The organism is Rhodanobacter soli, assembly GCF_040548735.1.
Classification (GTDB): domain Bacteria; phylum Pseudomonadota; class Gammaproteobacteria; order Xanthomonadales; family Rhodanobacteraceae; genus Rhodanobacter; species Rhodanobacter soli_A.
On record NZ_JBEPSD010000002.1, the window covers coordinates 555,404 to 571,582 of the forward strand.

Annotated in this window: 16 protein-coding genes; 15 read left to right on the forward strand and 1 reads right to left on the reverse strand. The window is 67.5% G+C overall.

Annotation, left to right across the window (positions count from 1 at the left end; genetic code table 11):
* Window positions 1-74: 74 nt before the first annotated feature.
* The 9 genes from rpoE to recO all read left to right on the forward strand — a co-directional run bounded on the left by rpoE (window position 75) and on the right by recO (window position 9,037).
* Window positions 75-668 carry an RNA polymerase sigma factor RpoE gene (gene rpoE, locus ABIE04_RS13580; RefSeq protein WP_214557257.1) on the forward strand — a complete coding sequence of 198 codons (594 nt, stop codon included), beginning with the start codon at window positions 75-77 and terminating at the stop codon, window positions 666-668.
* Entirely contained in the window at window positions 665-1,336 is a 672-nt protein-coding gene (locus ABIE04_RS13585) for a sigma-E factor negative regulatory protein (protein WP_354551181.1), read from the forward strand. Before rpoE ends, ABIE04_RS13585 begins: the two co-directional genes overlap by 4 nt.
* A 164-nt stretch (window positions 1,337-1,500) precedes the next feature.
* Window positions 1,501-2,973: a DegQ family serine endoprotease gene (locus ABIE04_RS13590; protein ID WP_354551183.1), complete on the forward strand. Its 1,473-nt coding sequence runs from the start codon at window positions 1,501-1,503 to the stop codon at window positions 2,971-2,973.
* A 196-nt stretch (window positions 2,974-3,169) separates the two neighbouring features.
* Window positions 3,170-4,963 carry a translation elongation factor 4 gene (lepA, locus tag ABIE04_RS13595; RefSeq protein ID WP_354551185.1) on the forward strand — a complete coding sequence of 598 codons (1,794 nt, stop codon included), beginning with the start codon at window positions 3,170-3,172 and terminating at the stop codon, window positions 4,961-4,963.
* Between the two features lie 104 nt (window positions 4,964-5,067).
* Entirely contained in the window at window positions 5,068-5,964 is an 897-nt protein-coding gene (gene lepB / locus ABIE04_RS13600) for a signal peptidase I (RefSeq protein ID WP_354551188.1), read from the forward strand.
* Between the two features lie 185 nt (window positions 5,965-6,149).
* Entirely contained in the window at window positions 6,150-6,533 is a 384-nt protein-coding gene (locus ABIE04_RS13605) for a DUF4845 domain-containing protein (RefSeq protein WP_354551190.1), read from the forward strand.
* Window positions 6,534-6,536: 3 nt separating this feature from the next.
* A complete protein-coding gene (gene rnc, locus ABIE04_RS13610) occupies window positions 6,537-7,196 on the forward strand; it encodes a ribonuclease III (protein WP_354551192.1) in 660 nt (219 codons plus the stop codon).
* 87 nt (window positions 7,197-7,283) lie between these two features.
* Window positions 7,284-8,216: a GTPase Era gene (era, locus tag ABIE04_RS13615; RefSeq protein ID WP_354551194.1), complete on the forward strand. Its 933-nt coding sequence runs from the start codon at window positions 7,284-7,286 to the stop codon at window positions 8,214-8,216.
* A gap of 95 nt (window positions 8,217-8,311) precedes the next feature.
* The gene (gene recO, locus ABIE04_RS13620) at window positions 8,312-9,037 is read left to right on the forward strand and encodes a DNA repair protein RecO (protein ID WP_354551196.1); all 726 of its coding nucleotides are present in this window, start codon (window positions 8,312-8,314) and stop codon (window positions 9,035-9,037) included.
* Here recO and ABIE04_RS13625 read toward each other — a convergent pair.
* Entirely contained in the window at window positions 9,034-9,771 is a 738-nt protein-coding gene (locus ABIE04_RS13625) for a response regulator (protein ID WP_354551198.1), read from the reverse strand. The two genes, recO and ABIE04_RS13625, sit on opposite strands and share 4 nt — an antisense overlap.
* A gap of 45 nt (window positions 9,772-9,816) precedes the next feature.
* On the opposite strand from ABIE04_RS13625, the gene ABIE04_RS13630 reads away from it, so the two are divergent.
* The 6 genes from ABIE04_RS13630 (at window position 9,817) to ABIE04_RS13655 (ending at window position 16,095) form a co-directional block, all read left to right on the forward strand.
* Window positions 9,817-11,838 carry a hypothetical protein gene (locus tag ABIE04_RS13630; protein WP_354551200.1) on the forward strand — a complete coding sequence of 674 codons (2,022 nt, stop codon included), beginning with the start codon at window positions 9,817-9,819 and terminating at the stop codon, window positions 11,836-11,838.
* A gap of 51 nt (window positions 11,839-11,889) precedes the next feature.
* Entirely contained in the window at window positions 11,890-12,495 is a 606-nt protein-coding gene (locus tag ABIE04_RS13635) for a YdbL family protein (RefSeq protein ID WP_354551203.1), read from the forward strand.
* Window positions 12,496-12,567: 72 nt separating this feature from the next.
* Window positions 12,568-13,911: a 23S rRNA (uracil(1939)-C(5))-methyltransferase RlmD gene (rlmD, locus tag ABIE04_RS13640; RefSeq protein WP_354551205.1), complete on the forward strand. Its 1,344-nt coding sequence runs from the start codon at window positions 12,568-12,570 to the stop codon at window positions 13,909-13,911.
* 92 nt (window positions 13,912-14,003) lie between these two features.
* The gene (locus tag ABIE04_RS13645) at window positions 14,004-14,525 is read left to right on the forward strand and encodes a CYTH domain-containing protein (protein ID WP_354551207.1); all 522 of its coding nucleotides are present in this window, start codon (window positions 14,004-14,006) and stop codon (window positions 14,523-14,525) included.
* Window positions 14,519-15,535 carry a beta-N-acetylhexosaminidase gene (nagZ, locus tag ABIE04_RS13650; protein WP_354551209.1) on the forward strand — a complete coding sequence of 339 codons (1,017 nt, stop codon included), beginning with the start codon at window positions 14,519-14,521 and terminating at the stop codon, window positions 15,533-15,535. The genes ABIE04_RS13645 and nagZ overlap by 7 nt, the downstream gene beginning before the upstream one ends.
* Complete coding sequence (locus ABIE04_RS13655) at window positions 15,532-16,095, forward strand: hypoxanthine-guanine phosphoribosyltransferase (RefSeq protein WP_354551211.1); 564 nt, start codon at window positions 15,532-15,534, stop codon at window positions 16,093-16,095. Before nagZ ends, ABIE04_RS13655 begins: the two co-directional genes overlap by 4 nt.
* Window positions 16,096-16,179: the final 84 nt, after the last annotated feature.

Here is a 16,179-nt window from a genome sequence, read left to right on the forward strand (position 1 = left end):
GTCTGAGCGCCGCGTTCAGTTCAAAAACGAAGCTCCCGCAGCGGAAGACGGCATTGACGACGGATACGGCCCGGATGGGCGAAAATGAACTGGACCGTGCCCTGGTCGAGCGTGTCCAGCGAGGAGACAAGCGGGCCTTCGACCTGTTGGTGCGCAAGTACCAGCACAAGGTGATCGGGCTGGTCTCGCGCTATGTGCGGAGCCATGCCGAGTGCGAGGACATCGCGCAGGAATCGTTCATCCGCGCGTGGCGGGCGATCGGCTCGTTCCGCGGCGACAGCGCGTTCTATACCTGGCTGTACAAGATCGCGGTGAACACCGCCAAGAACCATCTGGTGGCGATGGGCCGGCGTCCGCCGTCCGGTGACATCGATGCCGACGACGCCGAGTTCATGGCCGGCGCCGAGCGCATGCACGACAGCGCCACGCCCGAGCGCGAGCTGATGCGCCAGGAAATTGAACAATCGGTGTTTTCCACTGTCCAAGCGTTGCCCGAGGAGCTGCGGACCGCCATCACGCTGCGCGAGGTGGATGGCCTCAGCTACGATGAAATCGCCGAAGCGATGGGCTGCCCGATCGGTACGGTGCGTTCGCGCATCTTCCGGGCGCGCGAGGCGATCGACGAGAAGCTGCGGCCCCTGTTGTCGGACCGCGAGGATCAGACATGAATCAGGCAGGCATGAATCAGGACACCCGGGAAAGCCTTTCCGCGGGCATCGACGGCGAGTTGTCGAAGGAGCAGCTGCGTTTCCTGCTGCGCCGGCTCGACCACGATGCCTCGCTGCAGCAGGCCTGGACCCGTTATCACATCGCCCGCGACGGCCTGCGCCGGCAGTTGCCGTCGATGGCGCAGCCCGGTTTTGCCGCGCGGGTGATGCTGGCGATCGAGCAGGAGTCGAAGCCCGCGGTGGGGTCGACCCGTCGCAGCCACTGGCTGCGCTGGTCCACCGGCGGTGCCATTGCCGCTAGCGTCGCCGCCGCTGCCCTGATGATCGGGCAGCCGACCGGCGATGCCGAGCGCCTGACCGCCTCGACCGCCCAGCAGGCGAGTGCGGTCACCACCGCTGCGCCGGCGAACAAGTCGGTCGCCCCTGCCGCCGTGCCGCCATGGCTGAGCGGCAACTCCGCCGGATTGCTCAGCCAGCAGGCCTCGGCCACCTTCGGTGCGCCGTTTGGCCAGAGCCAGTCGACCTATGCGCGGCGCCTGTCGGACTACCCGTCGATGCCCCGTTACCGGACGCTCGACAACAACGACGGCAGCTACCTGCTGCTGCTCGACCCGGAGCAGCGGATTGCACCGGACACCTCGCGCCGGGCTTCCGCCGTCGCGCAATAGGCGAGTCCGCGTGTGATTGCCCGCGGCTCGTCTTCATTGTTGTTTTCAGCTTTACCGACTCGCCGCATGGGCTGGCGGACAACGCGTGCCCGCATCGGCCGTGCAGCAACTCGGGTCATCAACCCGCTCGAAGCCTACCGACCGGAACCAACCAAGGAGGAGTCATGAATCATTCCATCTTGCGCAGCCTGGCGTGCTGTGCGCTGCTGGGCATCGCCGGTGCCGGTGCGGTGCAGGCGCAAACGCCGGGCGCAGCGGCGCTGCCGGATTTCACCGGGATCGTGCAGAAGAACGCGCCGGCCGTGGTGCACGTCGAAGCCCGCTACAACGGCGAAAGGCAGGGCGACAGTCGCAGCGCGGGCGGGCAGATGATGCCCGGACAGGGCATGCCGGACGATCCGCAGGCGGAGATCCTGCGACGCTTCTTCGGCATGCCGATGATGCCGTCGCCGCAGGAACAGAAGCGGACCTCGCTCGGCTCGGGCTTCATCATTTCCAGCGACGGCTACATCCTCACCAACAACCACGTGGTCGACCACGCCGACAAGGTGACCGTGCGCCTGCAGGATCGGCGCACGCTGACCGCCAAGGTGATCGGCACCGATCCGACCTATGACATCGCCCTGCTCAAGGTCGATGCCGGCGGCAACCTGCCGGCGGTGAGCATCGGCGATTCGCGCAGCCTGAAGCCGGGCCAGTGGGTGCTGGCGATCGGTTCGCCGTTCGGTTTCGACTACACCGTGACCCAGGGCATCGTCAGTGCGGTGGGCCGCAACCTGGGCCAGCGCGACCAGCCGTATACCTCGTTCATCCAGACCGACGTGCCGATCAACCGCGGCAATTCCGGCGGCCCGTTGTTCGACCTGCAGGGCCGCGTGGTCGGCATCAATTCGCAGATCTATTCCAACACCGGCGACTACCTCGGCGTGTCGTTCTCGATCCCGATCGACGTGGCGATGAACGCCGTGCAGCAGCTCAAGAGCAAGGGCTACGTCTCGCGCGGCATGCTTGGCGTGACCATGCAGCCGGTCGACGACGACATCGTCAAGGCCTTCCATCTCGAGAATGGCGCGGGTGCCGCCGTGGTCGACGTCAGTCCCGACAGCGGTGCGGCGAAGGCCGGCATCCAGCCCGGCGACATCATTCTGGCCTACAACGGGCAGCCCCTGCAGCAGGCGGCGGACCTGCCGCCGCTGGTGGGCATGACCAAGCCGGGCAGCAAGGTGCCGGTGGAGATCCTGCGCAACGGCAAGAAGCAGACGCTGGATGTCACCATCGGCGAAGCCTCGCGCGACAAGAGTGCGGTGGACAACCAGGGCGCCATGCCCTCGTCGAGCCGCAGCGGTTCGGCCGCGCTGGGCCTGACCGTGCAGTCGATCGACAGTGACACCCGCAAGCAACTGGGGCTGAAGCCGGGGCAGGGCGTGGTGATCGGCGACATCACCGGCCCGGTGGCGGCGCAGGCGGGCCTGCGCGCCGGCGACGTGATCACCATGGTCAACCAGCAGAAGATCGGCAGCGTGGCCGAGTTCGAGGCGGCGACGAAGGGCGTGAAGGCCGGCAGCACGGTGCTGTTGCTGGTGCGCCGCGGCGATCAGAGCAGCTTCGTCGGCCTGACGGTTCCGGATGACAAGTAAGCCGGCCGCGGTGCACGGTTGGCGGGAAAACGGCGCAGGCGTCCACCCTTGCCGGGTGGCGCCTTCGTCGCGCGAGTCCATGCATGGTGGCGGCGGGTTCCATGCGATAATGTCGGGTTAGCGTCGCCCACGGCGATGCGCTGCCACGCATGGTGTGTGGCGGCAAGACCCAAGCCCGACAGGCCGCCTGCGCTCCATGGAATTGATCCGCAACTTCTCCATCATCGCCCATATCGATCACGGCAAGTCGACCCTGGCCGATCGCATCATCCACCTCTGTGGCGGCCTGGCCGACCGCGAGATGGAGGCGCAGGTGCTGGACAACAATCCGATCGAGCGCGAGCGCGGCATCACCATCAAGGCGCAGTCAGTGTCGCTGCCGTACACGGCGCGCAACGGCAAGACCTATCAACTCAATTTCATCGACACGCCCGGCCACGTCGATTTCTCCTATGAAGTCAGCCGCTCGCTGGCGGCCTGCGAAGGCGCACTGCTGGTGGTGGATGCCGCACAGGGCGTCGAGGCGCAGTCGGTGGCGAACTGCTACACCGCCGTGGAGATGGGCCTGGAAGTGGTGCCGGTGCTGAACAAGATCGACCTGCCCACTGCCGACGTCGAGAAGGTGAAGGGCGAGATCGAGGCGGTGATCGGCATCGACGCCACCGACGCGGTGGCGATCAGCGCCAAGACCGGCCTCAACGTGGTCGAGGTGCTGGAGGCGATCGTCGCGCGCATCCCGCCGCCGAAGCCGCGCGACACCGACCGGCTGCAGGCGCTGATCATCGACTCCTGGTTCGACAACTACCTCGGCGTGGTGTCGCTGGTGCGCGTGATGCAGGGCGAGATCAAGCCCGGCGACAAGCTGCTGGTGATGTCCACCGGGCGCACCCACGAAGTGGACGACGTCGGCGTGTTTACGCCCAAGCGCAAGAAGACCGCCAAGCTGGGCGCCGGCGAAGTGGGCTGGATCAACGCTTCGATCAAGGACGTGCACGGCGCGCCGGTCGGCGACACGCTGACCCACGCCGGCAAGCCCGCCGACAAGGCGCTGCCCGGTTTCCAGACCATGCAGCCGCGCGTGTTCGCCGGCCTGTTCCCGGTGTCGTCCGACGACTTCCCGGCGATGCGCGAGGCGCTGGACAAGCTGCGTCTGAACGATGCCGCGTTGTTCTTCGAACCGGAGTCATCCGAGGCGATGGGTTTCGGTTTCCGTTGCGGCTTCCTCGGCATGCTGCACATGGAAATCGTGCAGGAACGACTGGAGCGCGAATACGACCTGAACCTGATCACCACGGCACCTACTGTGGTGTACGAGGTGCTCAAGACCGACGGCTCGATCCTGATGCTGGACAACCCGGCCAAGCTGCCGACGAACTCCAGCCTGGTGCAGGAAATCCGCGAGCCGATCATCGTCGCCAACATCCTCACGCCGCCGGACTACATCGGCAACGTGATCACCCTGTGCGAGGAAAAGCGCGGCGTGCAGCGCTCGATCCAGTACCTGGCGACCCAGGTGCAGATCAGCTATGAAATGCCCCTGGCCGAAGTGGTGATGGATTTCTTCGACCGGCTGAAATCGGTCTCGCGTGGGTACGCCTCGATGGACTATCACTTCGACCGCTTCGAGGCCGGCCCGTTCGTGCGTACCGACGTGCTGATCAATGGCGAACGGGTCGACGCGCTGAGCCTGATCGTGCACCGCAGCCATGCCGACCGCCGCGGCCGCGACCTGGTCGAGCGCATGAAGGACCTGATCCCGCGCCAGCAGTTCGACGTGGCGATCCAGGCGGCGATCGGCGCACAGGTCATCGCGCGCTCCACCGTGAAGGCGCTGCGCAAGAACGTGCTGGCCAAGTGCTATGGCGGCGACGTCAGCCGCAAGAAGAAGTTGCTGGAGAAGCAGAAGGAAGGCAAGAAGCGCATGAAGCAGGTGGGTCGCGTGGAGATCCCCCAGGAAGCCTTCCTGGCCGTGCTGAAAGTGGATAAATAGTATTTTGGTCGGGAATCGAAAATCGGGAACCGGGAGTCGGGGCTGCGTGCCCCTGCGATTCCCGATTCCCGATTCGCGATTCCCGGCTCCATCAGGAGCCCCACATGGAATTTGATTTCTCGGCGATTCTGCTAAGCCTCACCGTGCTGTTCGGCGTGGTGTGGGGCCTGGATCGGCTGTTCCTGTACAAGAAGCGCAAGGCGCGCCTGGATGCCGCGGGCGAGGAATACCGCGACCCGATGCCGGTGGACTGGTCGCGCTCGCTGTTTCCGGTGGTGCTGGTGGTGCTGCTGCTGCGCTCGTTCGTGGCCGAGCCCTTTCGCATCCCGTCCGGCTCGATGATGCCGACCCTGGACGTGGGCGATTTCATCTTGGTCAACAAGTTCGCCTACGGCCTGCGCATGCCGGCGTTCAACAACAAGCTGGTCGACCTCGGCGAGCCGCAGCGCGGCGACGTGGTGGTGTTCCGCTTCCCCGGCTACCTGTGCGAGGACGGCGGCAAGCTGGTGCGCAGCGGCGACATGAGCTGCAACGATCCGCAGGCACCGGTGCCGGCGCAGAACTGGATCAAGCGGGTGATCGGCCTGCCGGGCGACAGCATCGAGGTGCACGGCGCCGAACTGTGGGTCAACGGCCAGCGCGTGGCGGCCGACGAGATCGGCCCGTACGTGGGCAATCCGCAGCGCAGCGTGGACCAGATCATGCTGAACATGGGCGCCACGGTCTGGACCGAGCACCTGGGCAGGGTCAACCACATGATCGCGCGGATGCCGGCCTACACCACGCCGAATTCGATTCCGAACGACCGGGTGCCTTCGAAGGTACCGCCGGGCTGCTACCTGGTGATGGGCGACAACCGTTACGACAGCCTGGACAGCCGCTGGTGGGGCTGCATGCCGGAACACAACCTGGCCGGCAAGGCCTTCCTGATCTGGATGAGCTGGAAGGGGTGGGGCACCGGCGGCGTGGATTTCTCGCGGATAGGCACGGTGATCCACTGAACTCGTCAGCCGGCAAAATCCGGTTGGCGAAAGCGTGACGGGGTCGAACCGTCGCGCACACCCGGCCGCCGACAGTGCGAGAATGCGCAGGCATAATCGGCACGCCGGCGGGGGCGGGCCATACCCGTTGCATCCGGATCATCCACAAGAAAGGTACGCCGCGCAGGCGGCATAGCGAGGGGACTATGAAATCGAAGCAGTCGGGCGTCACCCTGATCGGGTTCCTGATCATCATGGCCATCGTGGCCTTCCTGGCCTACATGGGCATGAAGTTGCTGCCCTCGTACTCGGAGTACATGGGCGTGGTGAAGGCGATGAACCAGGTCGCCACCGAAGGCACCAACGGCAAGTCGCTGGACGAGATCCGCCGCGGCCTGATGTTCAAGATGGGCTTCCAGTACGTCGACGACGCCACCATCAAGCCGGCGAACATCACCATCGTGCGCAACAGCGGCGGCGCCAACCAGCTGCGCGTCGCCTACGACAAGCAGATTCCGTTCATGTACAACATCGACTTCCTGCTGCACTTCGACAAGAGCGTGCCGTTGCAGGGCAACGTGGGCGAGTAACTTTTGGAACTGAACTACCGTTTTCGCGATCCCGCGCTGGCGCAACTGGCGCTGACCCACCGCAGCATCGGCAAGCCGAACAACGAGCGACTGGAGTTTCTCGGCGATGCGCTGCTCGGCGCGATCGTCGCCGAGATGCTGTACGAGGTTCATCCCAAGGCCAGCGAAGGCGAACTGTCGCGGTTGCGGGCGCAGCTGGTGAACGGCCAGGCGCTGGCCGTAGTGGCGCGCGAGCTGGACCTGGGCGACGGGCTGAAGCTCGGCCCCGGCGAGTTGAAGAGCGGCGGCTTCCGGCGTGATTCGATCCTGGCCGACGCGTTCGAGGCAATGGTCGCCGCGGTGTACCTGGATGGCGGTTTCGACGCCTGTCGCGAAGCCGTTCGCGGGCTGTTCGCCGAGCGCATCGCCGCGTTGCGCCGTTCCTCCAAGGACGCCAAGACGCGGTTGCAGGAATGGCTGCAGGCCAAGGGCCTGCCGTTGCCGCAGTACGAGCTGGTCGCCAGCCACGGCGAGGACCATGCCAAGACCTTCGACATCAGCTGCACGATCAGCGAGCCCATGGCGTTCACCGTCGAAGCCCATGCCGGCAACCGGCGCGCCGCCGAACAGGACGCGGCCGAGGCCGTGCTCAACCGGCTGCTGGAACAGCAGCACGACGCCTGACCCCTCCGCTTCGCCGTCCGCGCCGTCCGCGTGCCGTTTCCGGCGAAGCACTACACTTGCCCTCCGACCCGCTGAGCAACCCGCGTCATGAACCAAGAACTGGACCCCGCCGGCGGCACCCTGCCGCATGAGAATTTCCGCTGCGGCACGGTCGCGCTGGCCGGACGCCCCAACGTGGGCAAGTCAACCCTGCTCAATGCGCTGATCGGTTTTCGCCTGTCGATCATCAGCCCGCGGCCGCAGACCACCCGACACCGCATCCTCGGCATCAACACCAGCGAGGCCGGGCAGATCATGTACGTCGACACGCCGGGCCTGCATCGCGGCGCCAAGCGGGCGATGAACCGCAGCCTCAACCGTGCCGCGCGCTCGGCGATCAGCGACGTCGACCTCGTAGTGCAGGTGATCGAGGCCGGCCGTTTCACCGACGAGGACGAGGTGCTGTACGCCGCCCTGGTCGAGCAGTCGTCGCCGCGCCTGCTGGTGATCAACAAGGTCGACCTCAACAAGGACAAGACGGTGATGCTGCCGTTCGTGGCCGAGCTGGTGGCGAAGCACAGCTACGACGAGATCCACTACGTCAGCGCGCTCAAGGGACAGGGCCTGAAGGAACTGGAGCAGGCGATCCTCAAGCGCCTTCCGGTGCAGCCGCCGGTGTTCGGCGAAGACGAGATCACCGACCGCAGCGAACGTTTCCTCGCTGCCGAGATGGTGCGCGAGCAGCTGATGCTGCGGCTCGACCAGGAGTTGCCGTACGCGACCACGGTGGAGATCGAGCAGTTCAGCGACCGTCCCGACGGCATCGCCGAGATCCACGCGATCATCTGGGTCGAGCGCGCCGGCCAGAAGGCGATCGTGATCGGCAACGGCGGCGCCCAGCTCAAGGCGATCGGCACGAGCGCGCGGCGTCACATGGAGCGCATGTTCGAGCGCAAGGTGTTCCTGAAGCTGTGGGTGAAGGTGCGCGAAGGCTGGGTCGACGACGAGAACATGCTGAAGAAGTTCGGCTATACCGATTAAGGTTGGGATTCGAGATGGGGATTCGGGGTTTATAAAAGTCTGAAGCCTGGCGTGCTCTTGCGAATCCCCCCATCCCGAATCCCGGCTATCAAGCCATGCGCATCGAACAGCAACCCGCCTACGTCCTGCACGCGCGTGCGTATCGCGAGACGTCGCTGCTGCTCGAATGCCTGACCCGCGAACACGGCCGGCTCGGCGTGGTGGCGCGCGGCGTGCGCGGCGAGCGGGCGCGTTTGCGCCGGTCCCAGCTGGAGCCGTTCCAGCCGTTGACGATGGACCTGCTGCTGCGCGGCGAGCTGGCCACGCTGACCGCGGTCGAAGCGGTGGGCGCATCGACGCGCCTGCCCGGCGACGCCGGCCTGGCCGGGCTGTATCTCAACGAACTGGTGGTGCGCCTGACTGGCCGGCAGGATCCCTATCCGCGACTGTTCGATGCCTACGCGCGGACCCTGGCGCGGCTGGCTGCCGGCGAATCGCTGGCCTGGAGCCTGCGCCGCTTCGAACGCGACCTGCTGGACGCGATCGGTTACGGCCTGCAACTGCAACACGATGCGGATTCCGGCGAGCCGCTGGAAGCGCAGGCGTCGTACCGCTACATGGTCGAGCAGGGCGCCGTGCGTTGCAGCGCCAACCATCCGCATGCGCTGCGCGGCAGCGACCTGCTGGCGCTGGGGCAAGACCGGATGCCCGACAACAGCGGCCTGAAATCGCTGCGCGACATGATGCGCGAGGTGATCCGCTTCCATCTGGGCGGCGGCGAGCTGCGTGCCTGGCGGGTACTGGCGATGGCGGTTTCGGGCCGCCAGAAGACACCGGACTAGCTGTCCAGCGCCTGCAACGTCGCCAGCAGGGCCTTGCGGAAGCGCGCCAACGCCACCGGCGTGGCGCCGCGCAGCAGCAGTTGCCGCTGCAACAGCACGGTCTGCGCCGACAGCGCGGCGGCGCCGCAGAAACCGCAGGATGAACGCAGCCGGTGCAGGCGCTCGCTGAAGCCGGCGCGGTCGCGGCTCAACGCATCCAGTTCCTGGTGCAACAGGGCCAATTCCTCGCGCAGCAACAGCCGCAATGCGCGCATGGTGGTGGCGTCCCCGCTGGTGGTCAGCGCGGCATGGTCATCCAGCATGCAGGCGTCGTGGCGATCCGGCTGCACCAGCGCCAGCACGCGCTGCAACTCGGCCAGACCGCAAGGCTTCAACAGGATCTCGCTGAAACCGGCATCGAGCAGCGACTGGCGATCGTCCGGTTCCAGCTCGGCCGTGGTGGCCACCGCGATGCTTTCCGCCGAGTACGCCTGCGTGTCCTCGCGCAGCGCGGCCAGGATCTGCAGCGCGCCGGCGCCGGGCATTCGGCAGTCCAGCAGCAGCAGGTCGAAGGGCTCGGTGCGCGCCCGTTGCAGGGCCGTCATGCCGTCCATGCAGGCTTCCGCCCGGGCGCCCATCGAGGCCAGTCCGTCGCACAGGAACCGGCAACTGCCGGGGTCGTCGTCGGCCACCAGGACCCGGGTGGGCGCGGCCTGGGCCAGGTCGGAACATGCGTTGGCGAGAAGGCTGTTCATGACGAAATCCATATCGTTCATCTTGATTTGGCAGAATGGCCCGACATGCGCCCGACTTCAAGCCACTTCTTGCTGTGTTGCTGCCTGCTGCTGGGGATCGGCTGGGCGCTGCCTGCGCGGGCGGAAGTGCTGCTCACGGCGAAGTCGATCAGCGTTCCCGGCGTCCACCTGCAGGCGGTGACCCTGCGCCTCGGCGAGGATGCCGCCGGCGGACTCCGGCTGCAACTGAGCGCGGAGCAGGCCGACGTTCCGGCGATGGGTTGGCGGCGGCTGGGCCTCACCCTCGACGGCAACCTGCAGCGGGACGCCCGCCTGCGCTGGATCCTCGACGGCGACGTGCGCCTGGCCGGCGCGCCGGGCGGCGCGCTCAGCGACGCCCATGTGAACATCCTGCTCAGCGAGGCCGCCAACACCCTGCAGGTCGATATCCTGCAAGGCAAGGCGCACGCCAGGACCGCGTTGCCGCTGGACCAGCCCACCCACGCGCAGATCGTCCTGGACAATCTCCCCACCGGCTGGCTGCAGGGCCTGCTCGGCACGGTATGGTCGGGGCGCCCCACCAGCGGCCGGCTGGATGCCGAACTGGCGCTGGACCTGCGCGATCCCGGCCTGCAATCGTCCGGGCAGTTCACCCTCACCAGTCTTGGCTTCGACACCCCGGGCGGCACCTTGGCGGGGCAGGGGTTGGGCGGCAACGGGCGCTTCAGTCTCGATACCACCACCGGCCCGGCGCGGATCGACCTGGACGCCAGTCTGCGTGGCGGCGAACTGCTGCTGGGGCCGATCTACGCGAAGCTGCCGGACCACCCGGTCCAACTGGGTCTGCATGCGAACGCGCAGAACGGCGCGTTCGAACTGAGCCACCTGCGGCTCAACGATGCCGATGCGCTGCAGCTCGACGGCGCCATGGCCTTCGACGCGAAGGGCACGCTGAAGACCTTGCGGCTGGACCACCTGCACGCGAACTTCCCGGCGGCCTACCAGCGCTACGGCGAAGCCTGGCTGAGCACGCTGGGCCTGCACGACATGCGCATCGCCGGCGAACTGAGCGGCAGCCTGGACCTGCGCGCGGACGGTCCGCGCAGTTTCGCCTTCGATACCGACGGCCTGGACCTGGCCGATGCGGACGGCCGGCTGGCGATCGACGGCCTGCAGGGCGGGCTGGACTGGGCGATCGACGGCGAACGGCCGGCCACGACGCTGGGCTGGCGCAAGCTGCAGTTCTACCGGATAGCCAACGGCGCCGCACAGTCGCAATGGCGCAGCCGCGCCGGCATGCTCAGCCTGCAGCAACCGCTGCAGGTGCCGGTTCTGCAGGGCCAGTTGCGCATTGGCCAGCTGGACTGGCGTCCGGCGGCGGCCAAGGGACAACGGCTGGCGGCCTCGCTGGCGCTGACCGGCGTCAACATGGCCGCGTTCAGCCAGGCGATGGGCTGGCCGGCTTTCCCGGGCACGCTCGGTGGGGCGGTCCCGTCGCTGCGCTGGGTCGACGACCGCTTCGAGCTGGCCGGCGGCTTGTCGGCGAGCGTGTTCGGCGGCTTCGTCGACATCACCCGGCTCTCGCTACAGCAGCCGTTCGGCGCCACCCCGGTGCTGACCGGCGACATCAACCTGAAGCAACTGGACCTGGCCGCGATCACCAGCGTGTACGACTTCGGCGGCATCACCGGCCCGCTGGACGGTTCGATCGAGGACCTGCGCCTGGTCAACTGGAGTCCGGTCGCGTTCAAGGCCAGCCTGCTCGCGGGCGGCGGCGGCCGGATCAGCCAGCGCGCGGTGAACAACCTCACCACGGTCGGTGGCGGCGGCATTGCCGCGGGCCTGCAGGGCGCCATGCTGAAATTGTTCAAGACCTTCGGCTACAAGCGCATCGGCCTCAATTGCACGCTGCAGGGCACGCTTTGCCAGATGAGCGGTCTGGAGAGCAACGACGGCGGCTACACTATCGTCGAAGGCAGTGGCTTGCCGCGGTTGCAGGTGATCGGCCACCAGACCCAGGTGGACTGGCCGACCCTGGTACGCCGCCTGCAGGACGCCATCCACGGAGAGACGCCGCAAATCCGCTGAGCGGAGCGCGGGTTGCCGGCTCTTCCACCCTTTCAACTACAGGAGTTCGTCATGCGCAAGCTCGTCTACGTCATCCTGACTTCGCTGGCCGTGGCGCTGGTCGGCTGCGTCACCATCAACGTGTATTTCCCCGAGGCGGCCGCACAGAAGGCCGCCGACCAGTTCATCGGCAACGTGCTGGACGAGACGGCTCCGCCCGCCGCCCCGGCACCGAAGGTGCAGAAGCCGGCGGCCAAGGACGACGGCCAGCCGTCGGCGATGCTGCTCGACCTGCTGGTTCCGGCCGCTTACGCCGCCGACACGCCGAACATCCGCATCCAGACCAGCGCCACCGAGGCGATCCGCGGCCGCATGCAGGGCCGCTTCCAGGGCGCGCTGGGCGACCTGCTCGACAGCGGCGCGGTGGGCTTTACCCGCGACGGCATGGTGGCCATGCGCGACGCCGCCAAGGTGCCGCTGAGCCAGCGCGCGCAGGCGAATGCCACGGTGGCCGACGAGAACCGCGACCGCACCGCGCTGTATCGCGAAATCGCCAACGCCAACAACCACCCGGAGTGGGAAGCGCAGATCCGCACCACCTTCGCCAAGACCTGGATCGAGAAGGCGCGCGCGGGCTGGTATTACCAGGATGCATCCGGCGCCTGGCAGAAGAAGTAGGGCGCAGGCGTCGTCCGGGCCGATCTGGGATAATCGGGGGCCAGCCAGCATGGCCCCCATTGTTTGCGCCCCATGTCCCGATCCAACTCCGTTCCGTCGACACCTTTCGAAGCCCACATCACCGACCTCGGCCATGATGGCCGCGGCGTGGCCCGGGTCGACGGCAAGGCCGTGTTCGTCAGCGGCGCGCTGCTGGGCGAACACGTGCTGGCCCGCCTGCGCAAGCGCCATCGCCACTTCGACGAAGCCGAAGTCGTCGAGCTGATCACCCGCTCGCCGCACCGCGTGGAACCACGCTGCCGGCATTTCTCGCAGTGCAGCGGCTGCTCGCTGCAGCACCTGGACGCCGCCTCGCAGATCGCCGCCAAGCAGCGCGTGCTGGCGGAGAACTTCGAGCGCATCGGCAAGGTCACCCCGCAGGCATGGCTGGAACCGCTCACCGCCGAGCCGTGGGGCTACCGGCGCAAGGGCCGGCTGTCGGTGCGCAACGTGACAAAGAAGGGGCGCGTGCTGGTGGGTTTCCGCGAGGAACAAAACCCGCGCTTCGTCACCGAGATCCAGCAGTGCGAAGTGATGCATCCGGCGCTCGGCCCCAAGGTCGGCCTGCTCGCCGACCTGCTCAACGGGATGGATGCGGTCAACGACATCCCGCAAATCGAGTTCGCCGCCGGCGACGACCTGATGGCGCTGGTGTTCCGCCACATGCAGCCGCTGAGCGAACGCGACCTGGCCGCGCTGGCCGCATTCGGCCAGCAGCACGCTCTCGCGATCTACCTGCAGCCGGGCGGCACCAGCAGCGTGCACCCGCTGTGGCCGGAGAACCCGCGGCTGGCGTTCCGCATCGGCAGTGGCGACGCGCGCTTCGAGGACGTCGAACTGGAATTCCAGCCGCTCGACTTCGTGCAGGTCAACGCCGGCATGAACCAGCTGATGATGGCGCGTGCGCTGGAACTGCTCGACCCGCAGCCGACCGACCGCGTGCTGGACCTGTTCTGCGGCCTCGGCAACTTCACCTTGCCGATCGCGCGCCGCGTGGCCGAGGTGGCGGGCGTGGAAGGCGAGCACGGCCTGGTCGAGCGCGCCGCGCAGAACGCCGCGCGCAACGGCATCGCGAACGCACGCTTCCACGTGGCGAACCTGTTCGAGGACCAGCGCGCCGCCGACTGGGCGCGGGCGCCGTGGGACAAGCTGCTGCTCGACCCGCCGCGCGCCGGCGCGGACCAGGTGCTCGCCTACCTGCCGCACAAGCAGACGAGCCGCATCGTCTACGTCTCCTGCCATCCCGCCTCGCTGGCGCGCGACGCCGGCATCCTGGTCAACCAGCATGGCTTCAGGCTGGCCTCGGCCGGCGTGATGGACATGTTCCCGCACACCTCGCACGTCGAGTCGATAGCCTTGTTTGAGCGCCATCCATGAGCGCGAGAATCAGGAAGCGGCCATCCATGGCCGCACTCTTCCATAAAACCCCGTTTCATTCGGGCTTTGTCGCAGGCTGAGAGCAGTTATCCGTGGCCATCGAGATCGAAAGGAAATTCCTGTTGGCCAACGATGGCTGGCGCGCTGGCATCGAGCGCAGCGAGCCGATCGCGCAGGGTTACCTGGTCGGCGCGCAGGCGCTGCGCGACGGTACGGCACGCGCCTCCGTTCGTGCCCGGCTTGCCGGCACGCAGGCGTGGCTCAACATCAAGGCGGCTCGCCTCGGCATCGAGCGGGCCGAGTTCGAGTACCCGATCCCGGTCGACGACGCCAGGAACCTGCTGGCCACGCTGTGCGACGGCGTGCTGGAGAAGACGCGCCACCATGTGCGGGTCGACGGCGTGCTGTTCGAGGTCGACGAATTCGCAGGCGACAACCGCGGGCTGATCGTCGCCGAGGTCGAGCTGCCGGCGGTCGATGCGCCGTTCCCGCGGCCGCCGTGGCTGGGCCGCGAGGTGAGCACGCTGACGCGCTACTACAACGTGAACCTGATCGCGCATCCGTACCGGCAATGGTCGCCGGCGGAGCGCGCTGCCGAGGATGCCGCATGTTGATGATCGGCGTGGCCGCGCTGGAACTGGCCGAGCATGAGAAGCGCTGGCTCACCGCGCCGGGCGTGGCCGGGGTGCTGCTGTTCGCACGCAACTACGCCTCGCGCGAGCAGCTGATCGGGCTGTGCGAGGCGATCCGCGACGTCGGCGGCGACGACATGCTGATCGCGGTCGACCAGGAAGGCGGCCCGGTGCAGCGCTTCCGCGACGGCTTCACCCGCCTGCCGCCGCTGGCGTCGATCGGCGCGGTGTATCAGCGCGACCCCGACAAGGCGATCCGCCTGGCCGAGGAGCACGCCTGGGTGATGGCCAGCGAGTTGCGCGCCAGCGGCGTCGATTTCAGTTTCGCGCCGGTGGTGGACCTGGCCCGCGGCAACGCGGCGATCGGCCTGCGCGCGTTCCACGCCGATCCGGCGGTGGCCGCCGAACTGGGCCAGGCCTACGTGCGCGGCATGCACCTGGGCGGCATGGCGGCGGTGCTCAAGCACTTTCCGGGGCACGGCTCGGTCGCCACCGACACGCACAAGGCGCAGGCGATCGACCCGCGCGGTCTCGACGAGATCCGCCGCGACGACCTGCTGCCGTTCGCCGAGTGCATCGAGGCGCGGGTCGAGGCGGTGATGATGGCGCACGTCACCTATCCGGCGGTGGACAGCCGACCGGCGGGTTACTCGAAAGTGTGGATCGAACAGATCCTGCGCGGCGATCTGGGTTTCGCCGGCGCCGTGATCAGCGACGACATCAGCATGGCCGCCGCCGGCGCGGCCGGCAGCGTGGGCGAGCGCGTGCGCGCGCACCTGGACGCCGGCTGCGACCTGGTGCTGGCCTGCTTCCCCGAGGTGGTGGACGAGGCGATCGCCGCGATGCCGGGTGGCGCCTCGCCGATGCCGCCGCAGCTGGCCGCCATGCGCGGGTCGCTGGGCTCCAGCTGGGACGGCCTCACCAACAATCCGCAGCGCGAGCGTTTCGTCGCGCGCATCACGGCACTGAACGCCGACCAAGGAACCGCATGAATACTCCGACCCCACCCCTGGCCGACGCGCTGGCGCAGGCCGAGCTGTTGTACGAACGCAGCACGCTGGAAAGCGTGATCGCCGACATGGGCCGGAAGATCGACGCCGCGCTGGACGGCGAGCGTGCGGTGTTCCTCCCCGTGATGAACGGCGCGCTGATCTTTGCCGGGCAACTGGCGCTGGCGATCCGCACCGACCTGGAATTCGACTACGTGCACGCCACCCGCTACCGCGGTGCCACCTCCGGCAGCGACCTGCACTGGCTGCGCGAACCGGCGGTGTCGCTGGTCGATCGCGTGGTGCTGCTGGTCGACGACATCCTCGACGAGGGCCACACGCTGAAGGCGGTGCGCGAGGACTGCTACCGGCGCGGCGCCAAGCGCGTGCTGATCGCCAGCCTGTGCACCAAGCGGCATGATCGCCTGGTCGACGGCATCGCCTCCGATTTCAACGGCGTCGAATTGCCGGACCGCTACGTGTTCGGCTACGGCCTGGACTATTACGAGCAGGGCCGCAATTTGCCGGCGATCTATGCGTTGAAGGGCGATGCCGGAGAGTAGGGCGTATTTGCTCCTCCCCCTGCTTGCAGGGGGAGGCGGGGAGGGGGTGAAGCTCTTGACTGGCTTTTGACCTCCTCACAAAAG

Bases quoted from the DNA above. Each gene is read 5' to 3' on its own strand.
- ABIE04_RS13605 (WP_354551190.1), top strand. From the start codon at position 6,150: ATGAAATCGAAGCAGTCGGGCGTCACCCTGATCGGGTTCCTGATCATC.
- ABIE04_RS13625 (WP_354551198.1), bottom strand. From the start codon at position 9,771: ATGAACAGCCTTCTCGCCAACGCATGTTCCGACCTGGCCCAGGCCGCG.
- lepB (WP_354551188.1), top strand. From the start codon at position 5,068: ATGGAATTTGATTTCTCGGCGATTCTGCTAAGCCTCACCGTGCTGTTC.
- ABIE04_RS13635 (WP_354551203.1), top strand. From the start codon at position 11,890: ATGCGCAAGCTCGTCTACGTCATCCTGACTTCGCTGGCCGTGGCGCTG.
- ABIE04_RS13630 (WP_354551200.1), top strand. From the start codon at position 9,817: ATGCGCCCGACTTCAAGCCACTTCTTGCTGTGTTGCTGCCTGCTGCTG.
- ABIE04_RS13655 (WP_354551211.1), top strand. From the start codon at position 15,532: ATGAATACTCCGACCCCACCCCTGGCCGACGCGCTGGCGCAGGCCGAG.
- ABIE04_RS13590 (WP_354551183.1), top strand. From the start codon at position 1,501: ATGAATCATTCCATCTTGCGCAGCCTGGCGTGCTGTGCGCTGCTGGGC.
- era (WP_354551194.1), top strand. From the start codon at position 7,284: ATGAACCAAGAACTGGACCCCGCCGGCGGCACCCTGCCGCATGAGAAT.
- rpoE (WP_214557257.1), top strand. From the start codon at position 75: ATGGGCGAAAATGAACTGGACCGTGCCCTGGTCGAGCGTGTCCAGCGA.
- ABIE04_RS13585 (WP_354551181.1), top strand. From the start codon at position 665: ATGAATCAGGCAGGCATGAATCAGGACACCCGGGAAAGCCTTTCCGCG.
- lepA (WP_354551185.1), top strand. From the start codon at position 3,170: ATGGAATTGATCCGCAACTTCTCCATCATCGCCCATATCGATCACGGC.
- nagZ (WP_354551209.1), top strand. From the start codon at position 14,519: ATGTTGATGATCGGCGTGGCCGCGCTGGAACTGGCCGAGCATGAGAAG.
- recO (WP_354551196.1), top strand. From the start codon at position 8,312: ATGCGCATCGAACAGCAACCCGCCTACGTCCTGCACGCGCGTGCGTAT.
- rlmD (WP_354551205.1), top strand. From the start codon at position 12,568: ATGTCCCGATCCAACTCCGTTCCGTCGACACCTTTCGAAGCCCACATC.